The organism is Halorhabdus utahensis DSM 12940, from assembly GCF_000023945.1.
Lineage (GTDB): Archaea > Halobacteriota > Halobacteria > Halobacteriales > Haloarculaceae > Halorhabdus > Halorhabdus utahensis.
Genome location: NC_013158.1, coordinates 1,949,176 through 1,962,537, shown reverse-complemented (window position 1 = coordinate 1,962,537; position 13,362 = coordinate 1,949,176). Strand labels below are relative to the sequence as shown.

Below are 13,362 nucleotides of genomic sequence, written 5' to 3'. Positions count from 1 at the left end.
ATTGCACTTTCTGTAGCCACACTCTTTCTTGGATATCAATTGTCGTGTCTTCTCACAATATTGGGTATTCTTCTAACGGTATTTTCCCTTATTAGATCTACGTCTGTAGGTGTTCTCTCATATAAGCGTCCAGAATCGAGGTATACTTCACGTGACCTCACATTCATGCTTGCATGGAATCGAGGGGTGGCGAAAAATCCCGTCACACCCTACTTGATGCCTTTACTGATGGGGATTATGAGACTCCATCCAAGAGGATTCGATGCTGGTATGTATATTATTCATCAAGAGGCCCAACACAACGAGAATCTAAGTCCCACTGACTTTCTACCGCCCTATAATTGAGTCATCACTTACCAAGCATCTCTTCTAATTGTCCGGTTCTCAGCCCCGAATCGGATTTATAGACGGCAAAAGAGCAAAATAATAGGGCAGATGTTCTCCTGTGCCAAGTACAGGTATAGCAACTGGGTTTATTGGAGTCATTGCTGCCGTATTTGCGGCCAGTTCAATTCTATTAAATTATCTATTAGGGCACACAAGAGACCACTGTGAAGAAGAGAAAGTTAAGAAGCATCAGAAAACTGCGTTCTTTTCAATAGCTGCCGCATTTACTCTTCTTCCGGCGTGACGGGGCCGAAGATCCTCCCTCAGTCGATGCGGTTTTGTCAGGCTTGCCGAGTCAATAGGACAAGGTGACCTCGACACAGTTGCAGATCACTACCGCGGGACGCACACGACTGAGGCACAACGGCGAGAACGTGGGACGATTGTGACCGGCGAAACCATTACCTTTCTGCATTCAAAATAAATTCACATGAGCAGGACGTCAATCCCGATCAATTCAGAGACGAAAGACCGTCTCAGTCGCCTCAAGCGGAGCGACGAAACCTGGGACGAGTTTCTCACACGACTGGCCGGTGAGGACGAACCGATTCGCGTGGGGGCCTGGAGTGACAAGGACGCCGAGGCAGTCCGGGAGTCGATCGATCGGTCGCGGGAGAGTTTCGGGCTCGATCGATGACGTTTCTGGATTCCTCAGTGATCGCCGATATGCTGGCCGGCGATGACGATGTCGTGGAGTTCGTCGAATCTGAAGGCGAGCCGTACGTCACTTCAACAATTTGCGTTTTCGAAGTGATCGAAGGGTATCTCGGCCAGGGAGATGCCGATGTGTACGCGCTCCGCCAGGATTTTGGTGGTGTGACCGCGATCGACCTCACCGAATCAATCGCCCTCGAAGCGCTCAGGTTGCAAAACCGGCACTACGACAACGGCAATCCACGGCCGGTTCGGGACTTGCTCATCGCCGCCACTGCTCGATCAACTGGCGACCATCTCGTCGTTGCGGACTCGGATTTCGTGACGCCTGTCCTCGAAGACGAAATCGAGATCACAAACCTGCGGTCGGATGATCGGGCGTCATCCCCGTAGGGCACGCCGGGCGTCCGGTGTCGGCGGGTGAGGACAGGGCGGGGCGGACACCCACGCTTCTCCTTGTCGCGATTGCTCTCGACCAGCGGTTGCACCGATCGTAGCGCTTCCGTCCAGCTGCCAGCGGACGAACGATCAATACCCCACAACCCCATCCATCGACCTGTAACTTTTGTAATCACATCCCATACCACAGCCAAATGAGTCCGCCGTCAGATGCCACGCTGTTCGAATGTGAGACCTGCGGGAACCTCGGGTTCGGCGACGGGGAGATCAGTTGCTGTGATGGCCCGATGCAACCGGTCGAGGAAGAACAGGTGAGCGTCGAGGAGCCCTCTCTCGATGAATTGCTGCGGACAGTCTTTGACATGTCCGAGACGGAACTGGATATCTGCCTCTGCGTCATGGAGGGTGGCGAGTTGACCGTGCCGGACCTGGCCGAAGACGTCGGGTACGACCGAAGTGTCGTCGCCCGGCATCTCGACCACCTCGTCGAGTTGGGCGTCATCGACAAGCACCGACGCCTCCTCGAAGAAGGGGGGCAGATCTACGTCTACACGCCCAACGATGCGGATGTGGTGACCCGGCGACTTACTGGTGCGTTCGCAAACTGGGTCCAGGACGCCACCGCGCTCATCGATTCGATCAGTCGCGAGAAGGTCGAAGCGATGGTGGAGGTCGACACAGATACTCCCCAGTGGAAGATTTATCAAAAATAGCGCGTCGTCGGGGTTCGAGCCGCGTTCAGTTGCCGTCCGCAGCCACCGCGTAGCCCACGCCCAGCACGAGCCCGTAGACACCGTGCCAGAGCAACGACGGCATCGCGAAGTTGGGGAACGACGGCGAGGCGGGCGACCCGACGGCACTGAGCCAGACGGGCATGAGGAGCGCGGCGAGGCCGACCCACGTCAACACGCCCCAGGCGATCCCGAGGCCGACGACTTGGCCGTTCGAGTCCATTCCCAGCATGCCGACGGTGACGGCGAAGGCAAGCCCCAGCATCGCGCCGTGGAACACGTGGACTGCCATCCCAAGCGGAACGCTCGGTGGGGGAGCCAGCGTGTACAGCGATGGGATCGCCACGGCGATCACGGCCTCGTTCATCACGATCATCAACGCACCCATCACGAGTGCCCCGGCAATCCCGGCAAGACCGCCTTTGACCACGTTCGTCGGCTGGACGCCTCGCGTCACGGTATGACTTGTTTCCGTTGCCATATGTTATCATCCGCCCGTTGGTGGATATATGAACGGAGCCTGTGTGACCGGCAACCACGTCCCCCCAACATTCATATAGGAAAACAGGATCCCCCTCGACAGCGTGAGAGCAGCCGGTTGTTCGCGAAGCATCCGATCCCGCTTTCGGGACCGGGTCGCCGCTGGTGGAACAGCAGCTTCCGGCCCACCGACAACCGGTGTGAGATGTGGCCGGCGGTCAACGTGAACCCAAACGATAGGTACGACGGGGACCAACGTTTTGATATGCCAGACGGCAGGACGTGTTCCGAACGAGCGACGAGGGAGCCACCCACCATCGATGATTGTCGCTGACCTGCACGTCCACACGACCAGATCCGACGGAACCCTGCCGCCGGACGCCGTCAGCGACGCGGCCCGGGCGGCCGACCTGCGGGCCGTCGCCGTGACGGATCACGATCGCCTCCCCCCCTTCGATGCGCCGGTCGTCGAGCGCGATGGCGTGACGGTGATCGCCGGGGTCGAACTCCGGGTGACCGCCGGCGACCAGCAACTGGATCTGCTCGGATACGGCGTCGATCCGACGCCGGCGCTTCGTGCGGAAACCGAGCGCCTGCAGCGCGACCGGATCGAGCGTGCCCGGGAGATCGTCGACTGTGTCGAGGGCCGTCTCGGGATCGACCTCGGCCTCGACGTGCACCCGGGTGTCGGCCGGCCGCACATCGCGCAGGCAGTCGCCGACAGTCACGGCCACTATACAGTCCAGGACGCCTTCGATCAGCTCATCGGCACGGACCAACCCTGTTACGTCGCCAGGGACCTCCCCACCGTCGAGCGCGGACGGGAACTACTCGACGACGCCGCGGCGCTGGTCGGTCTCGCCCACCCGCTCCGGTACGACGATCCGGACGCCGCGCTGGCGCACGCTGGGAGTCTCGACGCGATCGAACGGGAATATCCCTACGAGAGGGCGGTCGATCGAACGCCGATCGACGACGCGATCGAGGCCCACGATCTCCTTGCAACCGGAGGGAGCGACGCCCACGGGGAGACTCTCGGTATCGCGGGGCTGGGACGTGCCACGTCCGAGCGGTTCTGTACGGCGCTCGATGCCGCGTTGTCGACAGTCTGACAGTGTCCAGACGGTCGAGACGGATCGCCCCGGGACAACACCGGGCGTCTGCCGTCCGTCTGACGAGAACGGTGCCTTGAATGTCTCTGGGCCCCAAGGACCCAGTATGCAGTGTCACTACTGCGACCGCGACGCGGACGTCGCGGTCGAGAAAGACGGCGTCACGGTCGGCCTCTGTGAGGACGACTTTCGCGAGCAGATGACGGAGCTGGCGGACGGGGAGTGGCTCGAGACGGTCGAAGACGACCTAAACGTCGAAGGCATCGAGTGACTGCCGGTTCGTCCGCCCGCACAGTCCCCGCTCGGCAGTGAGTCCCCGTTCCGACATCGACCGATCGCGATCGCGTGTTCTCAGTCAGCGTGTTCGTCGAGCCACGCGAGCAGTTCGTCGGAGACAGTCGCGCTCTCGCTAAGGAAACAGAGGTGCCCGCCTTCGACGCGGCGATGCTCACCACGCGGGAGTGCCTCGGCGAGGCGAGCCGTCGCCTCGGGATCGACCACGGCGTCGTCAGTACCGCTCATCACTAGCGTCGGCGTCGTGATCTCGTAGAGATCGTCGAGCGCAGCCCCGAGCCACGCAGCCTGCTGGTCTCGCCAGCGTGCCGGTTCGGCGTCGTCGGTCCCCCGCCACTCGGCAATCTGCTCGATGACGTCCGGATGGGCCTCGGGGACGCCCGGCGCGAAGGCAGTGTCGAGTGACGCCGCCAGCGCCGCAGGGTCGTCCGTCGGGGCAGCCATGGCCGAGAGGGCATCTTCATCGACGGCGTCCCCCGGTGCAGTCCCGAGGACGGCGAGGCTTGCGACCCGGTCGTGACGGCGGGCGTATTCTAGCGCGATGACACCCCCGAGTCCGGCCCCGACCAGATGGACACGCCGGGATCCGGTCGCCGAGACGACGGCCGCGAGATCCGAGACGAGCGTGGACAGGGCATACGGCCCCTCGGGCGCGTCGGACTCGCCGGTGCCACGGAGATCCCAGACGGTCGCCTCGTAGGGGCCGGCGACGGCAGCGTGCTGGTAACTCCAGAGCCACGCGCCAAAGCCGACGTCGTTGACGAAGACGACAGCCGGCCCGGACCCATTGGTCTCGTACCGGAGGGAAACACCATCCGCGTCGACGCTGGGCATATCCGAGTGGTGTAGACGGGCGGAGAAATGACTGCCGGATCAATACGGAAACGTTGTGCGGACCACCGAAGCTAAATCTCTTCGTGCCCAATCCAAGGCTAATGGGGATCTCAGCGTTCATCGACGCCGTCGAAGACCGGGAGAAGTCGGTGACCGTCCTCAACCGTGAATCGGTTGATCCGCTCTACCGGATGCTGGACGGGATGTTCGACAACGATAACGTCGCCGTCACCGAGAATCAAGATCCGGACGCACCGAGCGACGTTGTATTGTTGCGCGACAAGCAGACCGGATCGCTGGCAATCTCACAGATGGACGAGATCAGCGAGACGCTGTTGCTGGTCAACTCGGATCTATACGTGACCGGGACAGTCCCGCTCGAGGAGGTCGAAACGCCGGAAGTCGTTGCCCACCTCTCGGACGTGACCTTCACCGTCTCTGACAAGCAGAAGTTTCTGTTGATCCACATCTCCAGACATATCGAGTCACTGGCGCTCGAAACGGATGGCGGCATACTTCATTCATCGTTCCAGCAGCTCTCTCGATTGCGTGACGAGCGCGGGACAGCGGACGCATACCGGACGTTAGCCGACTCGGGGGTTGACGTCCACGTGTACGGAGTCGGCGGCTGGGAGCCACCCGCCTTCGCCGACAGGTTGTCGGTCCACGCCGGATCCACTCCCGAACTCCAGGATTCGTGGTTCGTTGTCCACGACGGCAACGGCGACGAAAACCGGATGGCCGCGCTCGTCGCCGAGGAGATCGGGCCCAACGAGTATCGGGGCTACTGGACGTTCGAACCACGACTGGTGCGCGAGATCCTCGGATATCTCGAAACGCAATACGTGTAACCGACCAGTACACCACCAAATAGAAATCAGGGGGGGGGGTAGACACCGTCTGCGTATCTGAACTCCGGGGGGAGGAGTTCGGGGTGCCTCTGACAATCTCGTGGGGGAGAGGGCCGGCGTGCCGACCCAGTCGGTATTTGTTGCCGGTTACTTGTAAAGGGGTGAGACAATTTACTCAGCGTGAACAAGCCCTCTGTCAACACCAGTCACACGTCATCAGCGGTCCGAAGGACGCATGACCTGCCGCAGGACGTCCGGCGCAGCGTCGAGTGCCGCATCGAGGGCGTCGGCGTCCGGCCCTCCACCCTGGGCGAAGTCCGAGGGACCGCCGCCACCGCCGCCGACGCGATCGGCGAGTTCACTCACGACCGAACCAGCGTCGACACCGCTACCCTCGGGTGCGGCCACGACGAACTGCGCGCCGTCGGCCGCCGAACCGACGACCGCCACCGACCCCGAATCGGCGATCGCGTTGGCCGTCGCCCGTAACTCGTCCATCTCGCCGTCGACGCGCTGGACGACCGCCGTCGTCCCGTCGAGATCGACTTCCTCGCCCTCGCTTGCGCCCGATGCGCGAACCTCGGCGAGTTCAGCCCGGAGCGCTTCGATCTCCTTGCCGCGTTCTTTCCACTCCGCGAAGAAGCGTTCGGCCGTCTCCGGGACGTCCTGCGGATCCACGTCGAACGCTTCGGCCGCCTCGTAGAGGGCGTCCTCGGTCGCCTGGGTCGCTTCGATGGCGGCCTCGCCGGCGGCGAACGTCAGCCTGACGACGCCGTCCTGGATGCGTTCCGTCGAGCGGATTTTGATCGCCCCGACTTCGCCCGTTCGCGAGACGTGGGTCCCGCCACAGGCCTGGACGTCGTCCTCGACGTGGATCAGGCGGATCTGCTCGCCGGCCGGGATCCCGCCCTGGTAGAGATCGAACCCGTACTCGGCTTCGGCCTCGTGGCGATCTGGCCACTCCTGGGTGACCTGGGCGTTGTCGGTGACGATATCGTTGGCGACCCGCTCGATCTCCTTGACCGCCGCGCGAGAGACCGGTTCGTAGTGACGGACGTCGATGCGTGCCGAGTCAGTTCCCTTCTGTGCGCCGGCCTGGCGGATGTGGTCGCCGAGAACCTGCCGGGCGGCGTGAACGACGATGTGGGTGGCCGTGTGATGGGCCATCAGCCGTCGTCGCCGCCGTCCATCGACCTGACCGCGAACGAAGTCGCCCGTCCCCGGGTCGGCATCTGTCCGGTGTAAGATGACACCGTCCTGGATCTGGACGTCGGTCACCTCGACCGTCTCGTCGTCCGTCGAGAGCGTCCCCTGGTCCGGGGGCTGGCCCCCGCCTTCCGGGTAGAACATCGTCTGATCGAGCACCACGTCGTACCCGTCCGCACGCTCGAAGACGTCGAGAACGACCGCCTCGAACTCGGTGCGAGTCTGGTCGTCGTAGTAGAGTTTCTCGGTCTCGGGGAGGTCGGCGAGACGCTCGTCCGTGTCGCTTTCCTCGGTCGACCCGGCGCGTTCGGCGTCCTCGTGGCGCTCGGCAACCAGTGAATAGAAGTCCTCGGGCGTCTCGACAGCGACGCCACGATCGGCGGCGATCTGTTCGACTGTCTCGGGCTGCATCCCGTGGCTGTCATAGAGTTCGACAAGTTCGTCGGCGGGAATCGGGTCGCCGGAGTCGGCGTACTCCTCGGCCAACTGCTCGACGCGTCGATGGCCGCGGTCGAGCGTCTCGCGATACTTCTCGACCTCCGTGCGGACGATGTCCCGGATCGTATCGCGGTTGTCGTACCCAAGCCGTTCGGCCTGCATGTCGACGAGTTCGTCCAACGGGGCGTCGACGCCGACCTCGTCGACCAGGCGTTTCGTCCGCCGCAATACCATCCGCGCGAGATAGCCCGTGCCGACGTTACTCGGTACGATCCCGTCGCCGAGCATGTACGCGAGTGTCCGGCTGTGGTCGGCGATCGCGTAGATGGATTCGAGGGGTTCGACGAGTTCGCGGAGGCGGTCGGTCGCGACGCCGATCTCCGCGGCGATGTCGTCGCGGGCAGCCTCGACGTCCTCGGCCTCGTCGATATCCATCCGACCGGAGAGCTTCGCCGCTTTGTGGACGATCTCCTCCTCGTCGGCAGTATGATCGATCCCCGCATTGTCCGTCAGGAAGTCGATCATGTCGGGGTAAACGGCCTCGTAGACCGTCGGCGTGCCCTGGGACATCCAGGTCCAGCGTTCGAGCCCGTAGCCGGTGTCGATGACCCGGCGATCCATCCGGCTGTAGGTGTTGCCGTCCTTCATCTCGAAATCGCCGTCCGGGTCGCGCTCGAACTGCATGAACACGAGCGTCGCGAGTTCCGCGCCCTCGTAGATCACCTCGAAGGCGGGTCCGGCGTTGCCGCCGCCGACCCAGGGGTCCTCTATCAGCGTCACAGCCTCGCGGTCGGCACCGACTTCGGCGAGTAAGTCCATGCAGTACTCGACGCACTCGTCCTTCCAGTAGACCTCGCCCTCGTAGGCGTAGTCGGTCCCCTCGTCAGCGTTGAACGCGTGATGGCCCATCATCTCGAAGGCCATGGTGTGTCGGCCGGTGACGCCGACGTTGTCGATGTCCTGCATCCGAATGCAGGGCTGGCTCACGGCGAGTGGGTTCGCCGGCGGCGGCGACGCGCCGCTAGTGACGTGTGGCTGAAAGTCGTAGATCGACGCCTGGGTCAGGAGGACGTCCTCCCGCCAGCGGTTGGCCGCGACGGGATAGGGGTCGATGCGCTCGTGATCGTGCTCCTCGAAAAAGGAGAGAAACTGTTCGCGCATCTCGCCGAGTTCGAATGCCTCGTCGAATCCGGGATCGTCGATAAAGCTGTACTCGTCACAGGGCGGTTCACCGCAGGTTTCCCGCGCCCCGTCGAGCGTCCAGAAGTGATCCCCACACTCCATACACTCCTTGCGATGGAACCCGTGCTCCTCGAAGTATTCGAGCCGGTATTCCTCCTCGAGATCACTCATTCGTTGACTGTATTGTGGCCCGTCCGGCCCTAAATCAGTTCCGAAGGGGCTGTTCGGGCAGCTAAAGGTGTCCGTGGGCCGAAAACGGGCGCTCCAGCCGCGTCATTGTTTCGTACCTGGCGGTTTCGGGGACGCGGTGATCGAAGACGTCTGAGACACACGCAAGCGTCGGTCTGGCTACTCGACAGGCGTCAACAAGGTGCGTGTGAATCGCTCCATGGCCGTGCCGAGCAGATCGAAGACGTGCAGCGAGAACGCCCAGAGCAACACGCCGACCGGAACGGCAAGCAGTGCCTCCGAAAGCGATCCCAGGTGCCACCAGGGCCCGAACTGGAAGAGTTGAACGCCATCGTAGTGCAACGGTGCGGTCACCAGCGCGAGCGAAAGGGCTGTGAGCGTCACGACCACGGTGAACTGGATCACGCCGACTGGCAGCCGAACCAGCGCAAAGGCACACGCGCGCCAGGTCTGCTCATCTGTGCACGCATTCCGAACGTGAGAAATGGGCTCCGAAGGGGAGGTATCCAGCTTCCGAGGGGACTGGATCGTCTCGTCGAGGAATGTCGCGGCCAGGCGTGCCTCGACTATCGCGAAGACACGCAGGAGGACGACCGTCCCGGCGAGGATCGCGATGCCGACGAACAGAACCGAGAGAGTGAGCCCGAGCGAGACACCGATCACGACGCCGAGAAACGAGAGGATGCCGAGCGGAAAGCCCAGCACGTGATACACGAGCCGTTTGTACGGCCCGGGATGGAGGACAATACCGAGACCGTCGTCGGAGACGGAGGGGGACCTGATGTCGAAGGCGGACATCGACTGTACATGTCAGCTCCAATTATGAAAAAACTATCGGAAGGGTCAATCCGGTGTAAAACCACCGTCTGTCGCCGCTTCTCACCGCAATTTTTCCGCACCAATTTTTTATATTTCTGTCAGTCACGGCCGTCGAGCGCGAGTGAGGCGAGCAAGGCTTCGAGTTGGATCCGTTCGCTCGCGCCCTCGGTGATCCGATAGTCGGCTTCACCGACACGGTCGAGGACGCGGACGGCCGCCGCATCCGAGAGGTCGAACTCCCAGACAGTGCGGTGCAGCTGGTCGATGATGTCGCCGCCGGCGATCCCTTCCTCGGTCAACAGGGTGTCGAGCCGCGACCGGGCGGCGGTGAAGTCGCCGTCGAGCGCGAGGTCGACCATCTCGCGGATGTCCTCTGGCCGGGCCGTCGACGTGATCTCGAAGACCGCTTCCTCGTTGACTGTATCCCCGGACATCGAGGCGGCCTGGAGCCCGTTGATCGCTTTTCGCATGTCGCCGCCGGCGACGTAGACCAGCGCCTCGATCCCGTCCTCGGTAACGTCGATGACTTCCTCTTGGGCGATCTGGCGGATCTGGGCCTCGACGGCCTCGTCGGCGAGCGGCGAAAAGCGGAAGACGGCACATCGAGACTGGATCGGGTCGATGATCTGACTGGAGTAGTTACACGAGAGGATAAAGCGGACGTTGTTCGAGAACTGCTCCATCGTCCGGCGAAGCGCTGACTGGGCGTCTGCGGTGAGTGCGTCGGCCTCATCGAGAAATATAATTCGGTAGTCGTAGCCGCCAAAAGAAGTGCGTGCGAAGCTCTTGACGCGGTCGCGGACGACGTCGATGCCGCGCTCGTCAGAGGCGTTGAGTTCGAGGAAGTTCTCTTCCCAGTCCTCGCCGTAGAGTTCGCGGGCGATGGCGGTCGCAGCGGTCGTCTTGCCGACGCCGGCCGGCCCGGCGAACAGCATGTGGCTGAGGTCGTTGCGTGAGACGTAGCTGCCCAGTCGCTCGACGATGGCCTCGTGGCCCGCGATGTCTTCGAGGGTTTGTGGGCGGTACTTCTCGATCCAGACTTCCTGTCGACCCGCCCGGGCTGACTCGGCCTCGCTCATAGACGATGGGTGGGTCCCGGGTGGGATAAAGCATGCGAGGTCGACCGACCGTCGTGAGTGAAACCTCGACAAATGCGAACGGAGAGCTGAGCGAACCGTGGCTGGGAGGTCGCGTGATGCGAGACCGAACGAAGCGGAGGCTCGCTACGTGTGAGCGGGCCGTCCGGCTCAGAGACAGTAACGAACCCCGAAGCGCTCATGTCCGTCCGGCCGAACCCACGAACATGGAAGTCACGGTGGAGCTGGTCGACGAGATCACGCGCGAGTTCGACATCGAGCCGGGGACGACCTACGGCGAGTTGCTCGCGGACTTCGAGGTGAGTCCACACGAGGTGTCGGTGCTCGTCGACGACCGGCCAGTGCCCGAGGACGAAGCGGTCGACGCCGAACACGTCCGCATCGTCCGGCTGATCAAGGGTGGCTGATGCCGGTTCGTACCGCCCAGGATGGCGATCTCGTCGGCGTCTTGAACGTCCTCGACGGGGCCGACCTGGCGACCGACCACGACCAGGTACAGACAGCCATCGAGCGTGGGGATGTCTTCGTCGCTGTACCGGACGAGGATCAGGACGGTTCGCCAGTCGTCGGTGCGGTGGTACTCGACGGCGAGGAAATCGTGAACGTGGCCGTGCGCCGGCGACGTCGGGATCAGGGGATCGGAAGTGTGCTCGTCGAGCGAGCGATGCAGGAGCGGGATCGACTCGTCGCCCAGTTCGATACCGATGTGCGGCCGTTTTACGAGTCGCTGGGGTTCGACATCGCGGCGGCGGGTGACGGGCGGTGTCGAGGCGTGTGGCGGTTGGGCGACGGCGGGTCGTTGGAGTGACGTCGCGGCAATCGGAGACGGTACAGTTTAGTTCGCGGAATGGAAAATCGGGAATGAGGGCCCGTATCTCAGTCTGGTTAGAGAGAGCGGCTCATAACCGCTTCGTCCTTGGTTCAAATCCGAGTGGGCCCATGCTTCTGCGAGGAACGGACGTGACGAGCGAAGCATACAAAAGGGAGGATTTGAACCCTGGGAGTCACAGCCCGCGCAGGACCGGAGGTCCGAGCAGGAATGTCTTCCTCCGGTTCACAATCCGAGCGGGCCCATGTGCGTGGCGCGAGCAAACTCGCGAGCGCCCGCTACTAAAAGAGCGAGGATTTGAATGAGACCTGACGCGCACAGCGAAGCGAGCACGTCAGGGCGTGGTTCACAATCCGAGCGGGCCCATCCAGATTTTGCAGGTTCTGTGGCCGACGATTTCAATAGGTAGACGATTCATATCGCCGGTTTTGTGATTTTGGGCAGTGAAACGGATCGGTAGCTCGGGTGGAGTTCAACCATGCGATGGAAGGATACGGCTTCAGTCGGGCGATTTTGAATGGTCGAAGGGTGTTTTCATGACTTATCAGTGTCATTCATCATTCGGACATTTCAGAACGGTAGATTGGATATTTCAAATGAGCGCGGTACTCCGAGAGAGCTCGCATCATCAAGGACAAAGATGGGGTCGCACTAAGGCGATTGACGAGATCAAGACAGTGCTCTGGACTTGAAAATTGTAGTTCCCGACATCCCAGAGATGTGAGCGGCGACAGTGAACTTTTGAAGCATCATCTAAACACGACTGAATGGAACAGACCGGTTCTTTCGTGCAACACGATTACCGACTTGCGCTGAACTTAGCAAACTTCGACGACTGCCGGAAAGTAGTCCAGGGGAGAATATATACGGGTAAATTGAGATGATTGTGGCATGGGTGCATCAGACTGGGCCGGCCGAATGTGCGATCAACTTGAGGGGAAGTTCGATATTTGTGATGACCGTGCGTTACGGGTGACGACGCTCGTTCGCCTTCTTCGGGGCGAAGGGCGCGAAAACGTCTTCGGTGAACATGGCGGCGAACGCTGGGCCCGCCACAAGGAACTACTGATCGACCGGCTTGACGAATCCCTCGAAGACCAACCTGGCGAGACAATAGAAGCACGCTGGAACAATTTGATGGATGACTTGGACTGTCAAGACCGAGCAGAGAAAGGGGTATATCTGATCCCGTGGGATGAACACGACGCTGAAGACTGGCAAGATCCGGGTGTAACGGACTCTCGGCCCGAGTAGCTGAACGAACCTGATTCCCAGTCAGGAGAGCTTGTGATCCCATTGGATCAGAACAAGGCTCTCAGATATTCGAAAGGACGTTCACCACTGCTAGTGCGATCCCCGTCGCGATGATACCCAGTACCAACAGTCCATAGTTCGCGATCGGATTCGCCGCTCGGGCGACATCGTAGGAGTAGTGGTCGTTACGAACGGGCGCAAATGGTTCGACACCCATCGGCGTGAGAGCGTCTGCGGCGATGTGTGAGAGGATCGTGACCGTCCCGACCAGTAATCCGAACACGCCGAGATCGATCGCCGCCAGAATGCCGTCATTCGAGCCGATCGCGAGCCCGATGAGACCGAGCCCGATCCCGACGAGAGCAGCGAACCAGACCGTGTGGGTAATTCCGCGGTGAGAGATACCGGGGACACGCTGGTCGTAATCCGGAACCATGGCGAGGAGACCGGCCCCGACTGCTCCGGCCATTGCGGCCCCCTCGAAGCCCACGACGAAGACGATGAACCCGACCGGCGCGTAGGCGAGCAAGGCAGCCCCGACATGGCCCTCTCGATGCACGTGTGGTAGTGGCACAGGACGCCCCTTTTTTGTTACGTCAGGGAGGA

The 13,362-nt window shown here is 61.8% G+C and carries 15 protein-coding genes and 1 tRNA gene; 10 read left to right on the top strand and 6 right to left on the bottom strand.

What is annotated here, in order from left to right; all coding sequences use genetic code 11:
• The first annotated feature begins 817 nt into the window (after positions 1–817).
• From HUTA_RS09475 to HUTA_RS09465, 3 genes are all read left to right on the top strand, one after another.
• Positions 818–1,024 carry a DUF7557 family protein gene (locus HUTA_RS09475; RefSeq protein WP_015789677.1) on the top strand — a complete coding sequence of 69 codons (207 nt, stop codon included), beginning with the start codon at positions 818–820 and terminating at the stop codon, positions 1,022–1,024.
• Complete coding sequence (locus HUTA_RS09470) at positions 1,021–1,434, top strand: PIN domain-containing protein (protein WP_015789676.1); 414 nt, start codon at positions 1,021–1,023, stop codon at positions 1,432–1,434. Before HUTA_RS09475 ends, HUTA_RS09470 begins: the two co-directional genes overlap by 4 nt.
• A gap of 200 nt (positions 1,435–1,634) precedes the next feature.
• On the top strand, positions 1,635–2,153 hold the full coding sequence (locus HUTA_RS09465) for an ArsR family transcriptional regulator (protein WP_015789675.1): 519 nt from the start codon (positions 1,635–1,637) through the stop codon (positions 2,151–2,153).
• A 25-nt stretch (positions 2,154–2,178) separates the two neighbouring features.
• Here HUTA_RS09465 and HUTA_RS09460 read toward each other — a convergent pair whose 3' ends face one another.
• Positions 2,179–2,652 carry a DUF6789 family protein gene (locus HUTA_RS09460; protein ID WP_015789674.1) on the bottom strand — a complete coding sequence of 158 codons (474 nt, stop codon included), beginning with the start codon at positions 2,650–2,652 and terminating at the stop codon, positions 2,179–2,181.
• Between the two features lie 319 nt (positions 2,653–2,971).
• Between HUTA_RS09460 and HUTA_RS09455 the strand changes: the two genes are divergently transcribed.
• Both HUTA_RS09455 and HUTA_RS15605 read left to right on the top strand, forming a co-directional pair.
• On the top strand, positions 2,972–3,763 hold the full coding sequence (locus HUTA_RS09455; RefSeq protein WP_015789673.1) for a PHP domain-containing protein: 792 nt from the start codon (positions 2,972–2,974) through the stop codon (positions 3,761–3,763).
• A 106-nt stretch (positions 3,764–3,869) separates the two neighbouring features.
• Positions 3,870–4,034, top strand: coding sequence for a DUF6757 family protein (locus HUTA_RS15605; protein WP_015789672.1), 165 nt, complete (start codon positions 3,870–3,872; stop codon positions 4,032–4,034).
• 80 nt (positions 4,035–4,114) lie between these two features.
• On the opposite strand, the gene HUTA_RS09450 is transcribed toward HUTA_RS15605, so the two are convergent.
• A complete protein-coding gene (locus HUTA_RS09450) occupies positions 4,115–4,891 on the bottom strand; it encodes an alpha/beta fold hydrolase (RefSeq protein WP_015789671.1) in 777 nt (258 codons plus the stop codon).
• Positions 4,892–4,992: 101 nt separating this feature from the next.
• On the opposite strand from HUTA_RS09450, the gene HUTA_RS09445 reads away from it, so the two are divergent.
• A complete protein-coding gene (locus HUTA_RS09445) occupies positions 4,993–5,742 on the top strand; it encodes a DICT sensory domain-containing protein (RefSeq protein ID WP_015789670.1) in 750 nt (249 codons plus the stop codon).
• Positions 5,743–5,958: 216 nt separating this feature from the next.
• Here the strand turns inward: HUTA_RS09445 and alaS are convergent, their stop codons facing one another.
• The 3 genes from alaS to HUTA_RS09430 form a co-directional block, all read right to left on the bottom strand.
• Positions 5,959–8,739 (bottom strand): alanine--tRNA ligase, encoded by a 2,781-nt coding sequence (gene alaS, locus HUTA_RS09440; protein ID WP_015789669.1) that lies wholly within the window; start codon positions 8,737–8,739, stop codon positions 5,959–5,961.
• Positions 8,740–8,916: 177 nt separating this feature from the next.
• Complete coding sequence (locus HUTA_RS09435) at positions 8,917–9,555, bottom strand: sensor domain-containing protein (protein ID WP_015789668.1); 639 nt, start codon at positions 9,553–9,555, stop codon at positions 8,917–8,919.
• Positions 9,556–9,674: 119 nt separating this feature from the next.
• Positions 9,675–10,655, bottom strand: a complete 981-nt coding sequence (locus HUTA_RS09430) for a replication factor C small subunit (protein ID WP_015789667.1) — start codon at positions 10,653–10,655, stop codon at positions 9,675–9,677.
• Between the two features lie 224 nt (positions 10,656–10,879).
• On the opposite strand from HUTA_RS09430, the gene samp2 reads away from it, so the two are divergent.
• The 4 genes from samp2 to HUTA_RS09410 all read left to right on the top strand — a co-directional run bounded on the left by samp2 (position 10,880) and on the right by HUTA_RS09410 (position 12,756).
• A complete protein-coding gene (gene samp2 / locus HUTA_RS09425; RefSeq protein WP_049941291.1) occupies positions 10,880–11,080 on the top strand; it encodes a ubiquitin-like small modifier protein SAMP2 in 201 nt (66 codons plus the stop codon).
• Positions 11,080–11,481 (top strand): GNAT family N-acetyltransferase, encoded by a 402-nt coding sequence (locus HUTA_RS09420; RefSeq protein WP_015789665.1) that lies wholly within the window; start codon positions 11,080–11,082, stop codon positions 11,479–11,481. Before samp2 ends, HUTA_RS09420 begins: the two co-directional genes overlap by 1 nt.
• 57 nt (positions 11,482–11,538) lie before the next feature.
• Positions 11,539–11,613, top strand: a tRNA-Ile gene (locus tag HUTA_RS09415).
• A 780-nt stretch (positions 11,614–12,393) separates the two neighbouring features.
• Entirely contained in the window at positions 12,394–12,756 is a 363-nt protein-coding gene (locus HUTA_RS09410) for a hypothetical protein (RefSeq protein WP_015789664.1), read from the top strand.
• A gap of 61 nt (positions 12,757–12,817) precedes the next feature.
• On the opposite strand, the gene HUTA_RS09405 is transcribed toward HUTA_RS09410, so the two are convergent.
• Positions 12,818–13,315 carry a metal-dependent hydrolase gene (locus HUTA_RS09405; RefSeq protein WP_049941290.1) on the bottom strand — a complete coding sequence of 166 codons (498 nt, stop codon included), beginning with the start codon at positions 13,313–13,315 and terminating at the stop codon, positions 12,818–12,820.
• Positions 13,316–13,362: the final 47 nt, after the last annotated feature.

What these genes read in the sequence shown, in the direction of transcription:
- HUTA_RS09410 (WP_015789664.1), top strand. Translation starts at nt 12,394, where the DNA reads ATGGGTGCATCAGACTGGGCCGGCCGAATGTGCGATCAACTTGAGGGG.
- HUTA_RS09460 (WP_015789674.1), bottom strand. Translation starts at nt 2,652, where the DNA reads ATGGCAACGGAAACAAGTCATACCGTGACGCGAGGCGTCCAGCCGACG.
- HUTA_RS09420 (WP_015789665.1), top strand. Translation starts at nt 11,080, where the DNA reads ATGCCGGTTCGTACCGCCCAGGATGGCGATCTCGTCGGCGTCTTGAAC.
- samp2 (WP_049941291.1), top strand. Translation starts at nt 10,880, where the DNA reads ATGGAAGTCACGGTGGAGCTGGTCGACGAGATCACGCGCGAGTTCGAC.
- HUTA_RS09455 (WP_015789673.1), top strand. Translation starts at nt 2,972, where the DNA reads ATGATTGTCGCTGACCTGCACGTCCACACGACCAGATCCGACGGAACC.
- HUTA_RS09450 (WP_015789671.1), bottom strand. Translation starts at nt 4,891, where the DNA reads ATGCCCAGCGTCGACGCGGATGGTGTTTCCCTCCGGTACGAGACCAAT.
- HUTA_RS09430 (WP_015789667.1), bottom strand. Translation starts at nt 10,655, where the DNA reads ATGAGCGAGGCCGAGTCAGCCCGGGCGGGTCGACAGGAAGTCTGGATC.
- HUTA_RS15605 (WP_015789672.1), top strand. Translation starts at nt 3,870, where the DNA reads ATGCAGTGTCACTACTGCGACCGCGACGCGGACGTCGCGGTCGAGAAA.
- HUTA_RS09465 (WP_015789675.1), top strand. Translation starts at nt 1,635, where the DNA reads ATGAGTCCGCCGTCAGATGCCACGCTGTTCGAATGTGAGACCTGCGGG.
- HUTA_RS09435 (WP_015789668.1), bottom strand. Translation starts at nt 9,555, where the DNA reads ATGTCCGCCTTCGACATCAGGTCCCCCTCCGTCTCCGACGACGGTCTC.
- alaS (WP_015789669.1), bottom strand. Translation starts at nt 8,739, where the DNA reads ATGAGTGATCTCGAGGAGGAATACCGGCTCGAATACTTCGAGGAGCAC.
- HUTA_RS09475 (WP_015789677.1), top strand. Translation starts at nt 818, where the DNA reads ATGAGCAGGACGTCAATCCCGATCAATTCAGAGACGAAAGACCGTCTC.
- HUTA_RS09470 (WP_015789676.1), top strand. Translation starts at nt 1,021, where the DNA reads ATGACGTTTCTGGATTCCTCAGTGATCGCCGATATGCTGGCCGGCGAT.
- HUTA_RS09445 (WP_015789670.1), top strand. Translation starts at nt 4,993, where the DNA reads ATGGGGATCTCAGCGTTCATCGACGCCGTCGAAGACCGGGAGAAGTCG.